The following is a 10,410-nucleotide window of genomic DNA, read 5'->3' as shown; positions in this document are numbered from 1 at the left end:
CAACTGGCAGACCTCCCTCACCGTCTGCCCTTCCACCACGACAAGGCGAACAGCCTCGTCTCTCATGCCTTGGGTTATCTGTTTTGCCACGGGTCACCTCGATGCTTGGATTGATCCTATCGAGTGTCCAGCTGGATTAGACCACCTCAGGTTTACGGCGTGTTTTGCGCTGCCCCTACGCCCATCCGCCCTCGACGCAACCCACCGCCCGCTTTCAAACCATCCGGCAGCCAGCAACAAAAAAGGGACGACGCGTAAGCGTCGTCCCCCGATAAGCAGCCCCCGCGCAGCGGGAGACGCCATCCCTGTCAGCTGGGATCAGCTGGCGCGACCGCCGCCGCTACCCTGGCCGCGGCCACGACCGCCACCCGTATTGGCACCGCCACCGCGACGCTGGCCCTGACCGGCACCTGCGCCCGCGCGCTGCTGGCCGTTGCCACCGCCCTCGCGGCGGCCACCGCCGGCCTTCTTCGGGCCTGCATGGGCATGACGCGGCGCATCGCCGTGCGGACGGCGCGCGTGGGTCTTGCGCGGCACGCGCTCGCCGGTATCGGCCTCGGCCTTGCCCGGAGCACTGTTGCCCCAGCGGATCGGCGTCTGCAGCTCGAAGCCCGGCACATCTCGGATGTCCATGTCACGGCCGAGCAGGCGCACGATCGCGCGCAGCAGCTTCACTTCATCCTGCGCCACCAGCGAAATCGCTTCACCGGTCGCACCGTTGCGGCCGGTACGGCCAATGCGGTGCACGTAGTCTTCGGCCACCATCGGCAGATCGAAGTTGATCACCTTCGGCAGCTCGTTGATGTCGATGCCGCGCGCGGCGATGTCGGTGGCCACCAGCACGGTGACACGGCCGGCCTTGAAGTCGCCGAGCGCACGCAGGCGCTGGCCCTGGCTCTTGTTGCCGTGGATCGCCGCGGTCTTGATGCCGGACTTTTCCAGGAACGCGGCCAGCTTGTCGCTGCCGTGCTTGGTGCGGGCAAAGACCAGGGTCTGCTCGCGGCTGTCCTGGGCCAGCAGGTGCAGCAGCAGGTCGCGCTTGCGGCTGCCATCGACCGGATGCACCTTGTGGGTGATGGTCTCGGCGACGGTGTTCTTCGGCGTGACCTGGATCTGCTCCGGGTTGCGCATGAACTCCAGCGCCAACTGGCGGATGTTGTCCTCGAAGGTGGCCGAGAACAGCAGGGTCTGGCGGTTCTGCTTGGGCAGCTTGGCCAGGATGCGCTTGATCGAGGGCAGGAAGCCCATGTCCAGCATGCGGTCGGCTTCGTCCAGCACCAGCAGTTCAATGCCGGACAGGTCGATGCTGCGACGCTCCAGGTGGTCGATCAGGCGGCCCGGGCACGCCACCAGCAGATCCACGCCGCGACGCAGGATGTCCAGCTGGTTGCCCATGCCGACACCGCCGTAGATGCAGGCGCTGGGGATGCGCAGGTACTTGCTGTAACCGCGCAGGCTGTCATGCACCTGGGTGGCCAGTTCGCGGGTCGGTGCCAGGATCAGCGCGCGCGGCTTGCGCGGGCCGGTGCGCACTTCCTGCGAAGCTGTGCCCAGGTGCTGCAGCAGCGGCAGGCCGAACGCGGCGGTCTTGCCGGTACCGGTCTGTGCGCCGGCCAGCAGGTCGCGACCGGCCAGCACCAGCGGGATCGCCTGCTGCTGGATCGGGGTCGGGGTTTCGTAGCCCTGCTCGGCGAGCGCACGCAGCAGGAAGGGCGCAAGGCCCAGGGATTCAAAAGACATCGAGATTGCTCCAAGTACAGTTAACGCCTGTCCGAACGGACAGACGGGGGCAGATCAAACTGATCGGCTGACTCGGAGCGTTCCCGTGAACCGCGCTGCGAGAATTGGGTGCAGCCAACGCGAAGCGCAGGCTGGAATGCGTGACGAACGGCGTCGGAGTGGGGGCGGGCGATGGGGCGAACCCCGGTCGCCGGCGATCCCGGAGGGAAACGGACGGCCGCTGCAGACCCGCATAGTCTAGCGGAAGGATGAGACCTGACGCAAAACAGGCTGTTCAGGTTGGGGGTTCGGCAGGGCTGCGCCCTGCACCCGCCGAATCGACGGCAATGGCAACAGCAACAGCAACAGCAACAGCAACAGCAACAGCAGAAGCGGGCTATCCGTGGGATGGCGGGCTGGGTCCGGTTGCGGGGGACGCCGTAAATACGTCCCTGTAGGCTCGGTCGCGCCATCCATGGCCTAAAGGGCCTGAGCCCGGTAAAGTACCGGGAACAGGTCGCGCTGGCTGCCTGACCCCCCAACTGTCCAACTTTAAGGGGTCACTTCATGGATGGGTTTACGGCGTGTCCTGCAGCCCCATACCGCCCCGCCCAACCCACAGAAAACCCAGAGCCGGCTGTTGCAGTTGCTTTCGCGGTTGCCTTGGCCTTGGCCTTGGCCGTTGCCTCTGCCGGTGCAGGGTGCAACCCTGCCGCCCCCTCCTGCGGTAGGGTGAGGCGATGCCGCGCTGCAGCTTGGCTACGCTGCTTATTTGATTACACTTGAAACTTGTTTGCCCACGACTCCGGACACCCACCATGAAGCTTGGTTCCTTGAAGGAAGGCGGCCGCGACGGCACCCTGATCGTCGTCTCGCGTGACCTGCGCCACGGCGTGCGCGCCACCGGCATCGCCGCCACCCTGCAGTTGGCTCTGGAGGACTGGAGCCATCTGGCCCCGCGTCTGAATGCGCTGTATGAGTCGCTCAATGCCGGTGACGCCGATGGCGTGTTCGACCTGGACCCGCAGGCCCTGGCCGCGCCGATGCCGCGCGCCTATGAATTCGTTGATGGCAGCGCCTACCTGCCGCACGTCGAGCGCGTACGTCGCGCTCGCGGCGCTGAGGTGCCGGAGAGCTTCTACAGTGATCCGCTGATGTACCAGGCCACCAGCGCCGGTTTTTATGGCCCGCGCGATGCGGTCAAGGTGGTCAGCGAAGACTACGGTATCGATCTGGAAGCGGAGATCGTGGTGATCACCGACGACGTGCCGATGGCCGCCACCCCGGAGCAGGCCGCCGGCCACATCCAGCTGATCGGGCTGGTCAACGACGTCTCGCTGCGCAACCTGATCCCGGGCGAACTGGCCAAGGGCTTCGGCTTCCTGCAGTCCAAGCCGCGCTCGGCGTTGTCGCCGGTGTTCGTCACGCCCGACGAGCTGGGCGCTGCCTGGCAGGACAGCAAGGTGCACCTGCCGCTGCTGACCCACATCAACGGGACGTGGTTCGGTGCGCCGGAAGCGGGTGTCGACATGCAGTTCAACTTCGCCCAGCTGGTCGCGCACGCGGCGAAGACGCGGCCGCTCAGTGCCGGCACCATTGTCGGCTCGGGCACCATCGCCAACGAAGACACCAGCAAGGGGGCTTCGTGCTTCGCCGAACAGCGCGTGGTGGAAACCCTGCGCGACGGCAAGCCGAGCACGCCGTTCATGTCCTTCGGCGACGTGGTGCGCATCGAGATGCTCGATACCGCCGGCAACAGCATCTTCGGTGCGATCGAGCAGCGCATCGAACAGGCGGCCAAGCCCTGAGCATGGAGGCGGCGATGGAGATTCCGGTCGACGACGGCATCGTGCTGTACACCTACTGGCGATCCAGCGCCGCCTACCGCGTGCGCATCGGCCTGGCCCTGAAAGGCCTGGCCTTCGAAGCACGCCCGGTGCATCTGGTGCGCGAGGGCGGCGAGCAGCACCATGACGCCTATCGCGGGCTCAACCCGCAGCAGCTGGTGCCCACGCTGCTGCATGACGGCAACGTGCTGACCCAGTCGCTGGCGATCCTGGAGTATCTGGAAGAGTGCTTCCCGCAGGTGCCGCTGCTGCCGGCCGATGCCGCTGGCCGCGCACGGGTGCGGGCACTGGCGCAGCTGGTGGCCTGCGACATCCACCCGATCAACAACCTGAGGGTGATGCAGTACCTCGAGCGCGATCTGCAGCTGCCCGCCGATGCACGCACGCAGTGGACCCTGCACTGGATGGCCGAGGGCTTCGCGGCGATGGAAACGATGCTGGCCGACAGTGCTGACACCGGCACGTTCTGCCACGGTGACCGTCCGGGTCTGGCCGACATCTGCCTGTTGCCGCAGCTGTACAACGCCCATCGCTTCGGCCTGGACCTGGCTGCATACCCCACACTGCGCCGCATTGAAGCGGCTTGTCAGCAGCTGGATGCCTTCATCGCTGCACGCCCTGAAAACCAGATCGACGCCGCCTGACGTGCTCGCCGGGCATGGCCCGGCGCTACCGGTCTCCGGCGCGCGGTAGCGTCGGGCCATGCCCGATGGGCGCGGAATCGGCCGCCAGCAGTTGTCGCAGGTCATCGCGGAACAGCCGGTAGGCGTCCTCGCGCCGCGTCTCATCCTTTTGCCGCAGCACCCAGGCCGGATGCACGGTGGCGTACCCCCGGGTGCCATCCTCGAGTGTGAGCCAGCGGCCACGGTCGCGCGTCAGGTTGAAATCGCGACCGAATACGGACGAGGCTGCCGTGGCACCCAGGCAGACGATCACCTGTGGCTTCACCCGTGCGATCTCGCCCTGCAGCCACGGCCGGCAGGCGTGCACATGGCGGCTCTCAGGGCGCCTATGCAGGCGCACCTTGCCTCGCCGCTCGTGATGGAAGTGCTTCACCGCGTTGGTCAGGTACAGGGCGCTGCGTTCGATGCCCAGATCCTGCAGCGCACGGTCCAGCAGCTTGCCCGCCGGCCCGGCGAAGGGGCGACCACTCAGGTCCTCGACATCACCGGGCTGTTCGCCCACCAGCATGATGCGTGCATCGGCACGACCTTCGCCGAACACGGCCTGGGTCGACGCTTCCCACAGCGGGCACTGCCGGCAGACGGCGGCCTGCTGGCGCAGCGCCTGCAGGCTGCCATTGTCCGCAGCGGCATCGGTTGCATCATTCGGCCGTGCGGGAATACGTCGCTGCGGTGCCTGTGCCGGTCGATCATGCATCTCCTGCACGCGGCCGGCTGCGTCGCGCACAAGGCCCGGCAACAGGTGCGCTTCGGGAAGATGCTTCCAGTAACGGGCGGGCATTTCCTGCTGCATCATCCGCGTGTTGAGCCGGGCCGGATTGAAGATGCTGGCGTAATAGGTCTGCCACAGCGTCTCACGGGCGTCTACGGCGGGTGCATCGCGACGGCTGCCGCCATCACCGAACGAGAGCGCGCTGCCGTCCCAGCGGACACTGCGCGCGGGTGTCAGGATCGCCCAGCGCATGCCGGCAAAACGGCGGGCGAAAAACGGCGCGACCCGGTCGACGATGTTGTGGTCGGGCTCGAACCAGGCGATGAACGCGTCGGTCTCGCCAGGCACCTCCCGGAAGCGCACGAAGGCCTTCATCTTGTGCGTGTCGCGGCGCACCGCCTGCGCCAGCGCCATCAACCGCAGCACATCGGCGTCGGCCGGATTGGACAGCACCGTGCGTTCGCCATGCGCGATGCGCCACAGCAGGCGGTACAGCAGCGGCAGGCGCTGCGGATCGCGATGGCACAGGCAGGTAGCGGCCAGTTCGACGAAGTCGCGCGGTACGTTCGGGACGGTGGCGCCGGCGGGCAATGGCGCCTGCTGCACCGCCGGCGCGTCCAGCAGCGACGCTTCGCTGCCCGTGATCCAGTCCAGCTGTTCCGGCAGCACGCGGCGCAGCAAGGCCTCACGCGCCGCAGCGCGCCAGGCATCCAGCGACCACGGCGGGTCTACCCGCAGCGACCAGCGCTGCAGCTCAGGCAGCGGGCGCGGCATCGAACAGCGAGCCCTGGCGGGGGGGCGGCGCCAGCTTCGCGCGCAGCGCCGCCGGATCATCCAGCGCACTGCGCGGATGGTGGTCGGCCAGCTGCACGAACGGCAGCAGTTTGCTCATCGGCGCCTTCAGCCGGGCGACGTCGGCCACCCGCAGGCGACCGTGGCGGCGTGCCATCAGCACGCGCTTGACGTTGCGCACTCCCAGGCCCGGCACCCGCAGCAGCAGCTCCTTCGGCGCAAGGTTCAGGTCCACCGGGAAGCGCTCCGGATGTCGTATCGCCCAGGCCATCTTCGGATCGATGTCCAGATCCAGCATGCCACCCTGGGTGGTGTCGGTGATCTCCTCCACGCCATAGCCGTAGAAGCGCAGCAGCCAGTCGGCCTGGTACAGCCGGTGCTCGCGCTGCAGCGGAGGTGGTTGCAGCGGCAGCTGGCGGCTCGCATCGGGAATCGGGCTGAAGGCGGAGTAGTACACCCGGCGCATGCGGTAGTTGCCGTAGAGGCTGTCGGCACTGGTCAGGATCTGCTGGTCGCTGGCACCGTCGGCGCCGACGATCATCTGCGTGCTCTGCCCGGCGGGTGCGAAGCGGGGAGGGCAAGGACGCGCGCTGCGGCTGGAAACCGGTGCGATCACTGCCGGCGCCTTGCGGGCCTCCTTGGCTTCTTCGATGCGCCAGCGCAGTTCACCCATCGCGCCACGGATCGATGTGCTGGTCTTTTCCGGTGCGAGGGTGGCCAGGCCTGCCTCGGTGGGCAGTTCGACATTGATCGACAGGCGATCGGCGTAACGGCCCGCAGCGGCCAGAAGTTCTGGCGATGCCTCGGGGATCGTCTTCAGGTGGATGTAGCCGGCGTATCGGTGCTCCTCGCGCAGCCGACGTGCCACCTCCACCATGCGCTCCATCGTGTAGTCCGCGTTGCGGATGATGCCGCTGGAAAGAAACAGCCCTTCGATGTAATTGCGCTTGTAGAAGTCCAGGGTGAGCGTGACCACCTCCTCCACGCTGAAACGCGCGCGCGGCACGTTGCTGGACACCCGGTTCACACAATAGGCGCAGTCGTACACGCAGAAGTTGGTCAGCAGGATCTTCAGCAGCGACACGCAGCGGCCATCGGGCGTGTAGCTGTGGCAGATGCCCATGCCCTCGGTACTGCCGATGCCGCCGGAGGCGCGCGAATCGCGCTTGCCCGCACCACTGGAGGCGCAGGAGGCATCGTACTTGGCGGCATCTGCAAGGATGGCCAGCTTGCGTATGGTTTCCATTGAAGAAACCTACGCACGAGGGGTCTCATTGGATGAGACCGCCCCTTAACCCTTCAGGATTCCACCGGGCATGGCCCGGCGCTGCCACCACGCGTGCGGTAGCGCCGGGCCATGCCCGGCGGGCGCGCCGTCAGAACCCGTGGGTAATGCTCGGCGCGCCGGCCGAGAAGTCCGCATACGGATCATGCTCGCCGCTGCCGCCTTCTGACAGTCGGAACTTCAGCGCCAGGCCATCGCGCGAGTCGGCCGCGCGCAGGGCTTCTTCCTGATCGATGGTGCCGTTCTTGGCCAACCGGAACAGGCACTGGTCGAAGCTCTCCATGCCTTCTTCCAGCGAAGCCTCCATCGCCGCCTTGATCTCGTGTACCTGGCCACGACGCAGCAGGTCGCGGATCATCGGCGTGTTGATCAGTACTTCGGTGGCCGGCAGGCGGCGCCCCTCCTTGTTCTTCACCAGGCGCTGGCTGATCACCGCACGCAGGTTCAGCGCCAGGTTCATCAGCACGTTCTTGTGCGCGCTTTCCGGGAAGAAGTTGAGGATGCGCTCGATGGTCTGGTCGGCGTTGTTGGAGTGCAGGGTGGCCAGGCACAGGTGCCCGGTTTCGGCGAAGGCGATCGCCGCCTCCATCGTTTCTGCATCCAGGATCTCGCCGATCAGGATCACGTCCGGCGCTTCACGCATCGCGTTCTTCAGCGCATTGTGGAAGGCATGGGTATCGAGCCCGACCTCGCGCTGGTTGACGATGGACATCTTGTGCTTGTGCAGGTACTCGATCGGGTCCTCGATGGTGAGGATGTGACCGGTGGTGGTGCTGTTGCGGTGGTCGATCATCGACGCCAGCGAGGTGGACTTGCCCGAGCCGGTGGACCCCACCACCAGCACCAGCCCACGCGGGGTCATGATGACGTCTTTCAGCACCTGCGGCAGGTTGAGCTCTTCGATGCTCGGAATCCGGCTGCGGATGGCGCGGATGACCATGCCCACTTCACCGCGCTGCTTGAACACGTTGACGCGGAAACGCCCGGCATCGGCCAGGGCGATGGCCATGTTGAGTTCCAGCTCGCGCTCGAACTGCGGCACCTGGCCCTCGTCCATCAGCGAGTAGGCGATCTTCTTCACCATTCCCGGCGGCAGGCCGGTATTGCCGAGCGGATACAGCTTGCCCTCGATCTTGATGTACACCGGCGCGCCGGTGGTCAAGAACATGTCCGAAGCGTTCTTTTCGGTCATCAGCTTCAGGAAGTAGCCGATATCCATTGCGAATTTTCCCCAACGAAACTGCCGGTGCCCGTTGCAAGCACGGTACCGGCTTGACGACAATGGCCGCGAACCGACAACCGGTACGGCCTCCCCAATGAAACGACTTAGCTTCGCACGAATGCGCCACAGCCTGTATGTGATGGCGTTTGCATTCGCACTCTCTGCCCCCGCCTGGGCGCAGGATGGCGCGTTGGAACTGGCCCAGGCCCGGCAGGCGGTGGACAAGGCCACCCAGGCCGACGCCGACCAGTACGCCCCGGACCTGATCGGGTTGGCCCGCCAAGGGCTGGAGCAGGCCCAGCGTGCCGCTGGCGACCGCCGCGAGCGCAAGAACGCACCGGCCCTGGCCCTGCGTGCCACCGTTGACGCCGATCTGGCCCGTGCCCGCAGCGAGGAAGCCACGGCGACCGCGCAGCTGCAGCTGCGCCGCAACGAGGTCAACCAGCTGCAGCGCCAGTTGTCGACCGGGGAGGACCGCCGATGAAGACCATCTCCGCCCTGACCCTGGCCACGCTGCTGGCCCTGCCGTCGCTGGCACTGGCCGCTGACAACCCGATGGTGGGCCAGCTGAGCCAGCGCCTGATGGCGATCCAGGCCAATCCGGACACCGCCGAACTGGGCGCCTTCGAGCGCATGCAGGCGCAGCAGGCCATCGCCACCCTGGAGAAGGCCAAGCGCCGTGACCAGGAGCTGGCCACCTACCTGGCCGAGCGCCGGGTCGAGATCGCCGAGACCGCCGTGCGGGCTGCGCTGGCCGCGCGCGAGGTCGACCGGCTGGAACGCACCCGCGGCGACCTGCTGATCGAGGCCAGCCGCCGCGATGCCGCCCGTGCCCGCCAGGAAGCCGAACAGCTGCGCATGCAGGCGCAGATGCAGGCAGAAGAGGCCGAACGCCTGCGCCAGGCGGCCGAGGCCGAGACCCTGGCCCGCCAGGATGCCGAGAACGCCCTGACCAGCGTGGCCGGCAAGCAGCAGCAGCGTCTCAGTTCGGCCCAGCAGAACGCGGCCAAGCTGGCCCGTGAGGAAGCCGAGCTGGTGTCGGGGCAGAAGCTGCCGGGCTCGAAGTTCGATGGTCGCGGTGAGGTCTTCACCTTTGCCGGTGACGCGTTCGCCGCCGGGGCCTCGAGCCTGTCCGCTGGCGCGCGCAACCAGGCCAAGGCCCTGGCCGAGTACGTGAACATCGGCAAGAAGGGCAGGATCCGCATCGAAGCCTATGACAGTGCCAATGGCGTCGGTCAGAAGCGCGCCGAGGCACTGCGCGACGCGCTGGTGTCGGCCGGTGTCGCCAGCAGCCGGATCCAGGTGGCTGGGAAGAAGGCCGCCTCCACCCGGGCCCGCTCGGCCGAGGTCGTCATCGCGCCGTAATTGATTGATATTGTTTGTTTTTCGTTGTGTTGAGTATTCAGCCTGAACCCCGCCTCGGCGGGGTTCGGTCTTTTTGCCGCAGGGGCTTGAACCCCGTCCAGAGCAAGCGTAGGGTCAATTGTCCGGGACGCAATAACGCGGACCGGACGATGGGAGGGCCGGGCCGATGCAAGCAGGGCGCGAACCGCAGCAGATCGAAGTGCGCAGGCCAGTGCCGCACGTCGTTGTGGGCACCCATGTGGGCATCTACCGGCACTCCTCCATGAACAACGCCCCGTGCCTTGCGGCCGGGGCGTTCGTGTATCTGTCGAAGGAGGTCCATCATGTTTGAAGATCAGCCCCAGAGCGAGATCGACGCCCGTCGCGCGCGCGATCCGGAGTTCCGGGCACTCCATGACCAGCACCGCAAGTTGAACAAGAAGTGCATGGACGCGGAGTTGGGTGTACTCCCGATCGATGATGTCACCCTGGGTCGAATGAAGCGCGAGAAGCTGCTGGCCAAGCAACGCCTTCTGCGAATGTACGAAACACCGCTCGCAACCTCGTCCCCCACGCATTGACGCACTCCGTCGTGCCCGGAATGGCATGACCCGGCCATCGATGGCCCTGCCAGGCTCTCCTGACCTGGCAACGCGACGTCGCTGAACGCAGGCGTCGCGCCTAGGCACCACACGCGGTGGTGCCTAGGCCCTGCAGGCACGTCCCCCGATGCGGGCGGTACCGGTCTCCTCGTCGATCCGGGGCCGTCCGCATCCCTTTGGGCCGCCAGCCGAGCTGGTGGGTGC

General features: G+C 66.7%; 9 protein-coding genes. 5 read left to right on the top strand and 4 right to left on the bottom strand.

Annotated elements, in window-relative coordinates:
• Positions 1–318: 318 nt before the first annotated feature.
• Entirely contained in the window at positions 319–1,740 is a 1,422-nt protein-coding gene (locus tag TEP_RS16920) for a DEAD/DEAH box helicase (RefSeq protein ID WP_132826038.1), read from the bottom strand.
• A gap of 797 nt (positions 1,741–2,537) precedes the next feature.
• Between TEP_RS16920 and TEP_RS16910 the strand changes: the two genes are divergently transcribed.
• Positions 2,538–3,527: a fumarylacetoacetate hydrolase family protein gene (locus tag TEP_RS16910; RefSeq protein ID WP_132826037.1), complete on the top strand. Its 990-nt coding sequence runs from the start codon at positions 2,538–2,540 to the stop codon at positions 3,525–3,527.
• 14 nt (positions 3,528–3,541) lie between these two features.
• Positions 3,542–4,210, top strand: coding sequence for a maleylacetoacetate isomerase (maiA, locus tag TEP_RS16905; RefSeq protein ID WP_132826036.1), 669 nt, complete (start codon positions 3,542–3,544; stop codon positions 4,208–4,210).
• Between the two features lie 25 nt (positions 4,211–4,235).
• Here maiA and TEP_RS16900 read toward each other — a convergent pair whose 3' ends face one another.
• From TEP_RS16900 to TEP_RS16890, 3 genes are all read right to left on the bottom strand, one after another.
• Positions 4,236–5,735: a UdgX family uracil-DNA binding protein gene (locus TEP_RS16900; protein ID WP_132826035.1), complete on the bottom strand. Its 1,500-nt coding sequence runs from the start codon at positions 5,733–5,735 to the stop codon at positions 4,236–4,238.
• Complete coding sequence (locus TEP_RS16895) at positions 5,716–6,999, bottom strand: putative DNA modification/repair radical SAM protein (RefSeq protein ID WP_132826034.1); 1,284 nt, start codon at positions 6,997–6,999, stop codon at positions 5,716–5,718. The genes TEP_RS16900 and TEP_RS16895 overlap by 20 nt, the downstream gene beginning before the upstream one ends.
• 130 nt (positions 7,000–7,129) lie before the next feature.
• Positions 7,130–8,257 (bottom strand): PilT/PilU family type 4a pilus ATPase, encoded by a 1,128-nt coding sequence (locus TEP_RS16890; protein WP_025878450.1) that lies wholly within the window; start codon positions 8,255–8,257, stop codon positions 7,130–7,132.
• Positions 8,258–8,378: 121 nt separating this feature from the next.
• On the opposite strand from TEP_RS16890, the gene TEP_RS16885 reads away from it, so the two are divergent.
• From TEP_RS16885 to TEP_RS16875, 3 genes are all read left to right on the top strand, one after another.
• Positions 8,379–8,744, top strand: coding sequence for a DUF4398 domain-containing protein (locus tag TEP_RS16885; protein WP_025878451.1), 366 nt, complete (start codon positions 8,379–8,381; stop codon positions 8,742–8,744).
• Positions 8,741–9,625, top strand: a complete 885-nt coding sequence (locus TEP_RS16880; RefSeq protein WP_132826033.1) for an OmpA family protein — start codon at positions 8,741–8,743, stop codon at positions 9,623–9,625. Before TEP_RS16885 ends, TEP_RS16880 begins: the two co-directional genes overlap by 4 nt.
• A gap of 323 nt (positions 9,626–9,948) precedes the next feature.
• Complete coding sequence (locus tag TEP_RS16875) at positions 9,949–10,185, top strand: YdcH family protein (protein WP_025878453.1); 237 nt, start codon at positions 9,949–9,951, stop codon at positions 10,183–10,185.
• The last annotated feature ends 225 nt before the right edge of the window (positions 10,186–10,410 follow it).

This window comes from Stenotrophomonas sp. TEPEL, assembly GCF_004348785.1.
Classification (GTDB): Bacteria; Pseudomonadota; Gammaproteobacteria; order Xanthomonadales; family Xanthomonadaceae; genus Stenotrophomonas; species Stenotrophomonas indicatrix.
Note: the sequence above shows the minus strand (reverse complement) of the source record. Positions and strands in the feature narration are given on the sequence as shown.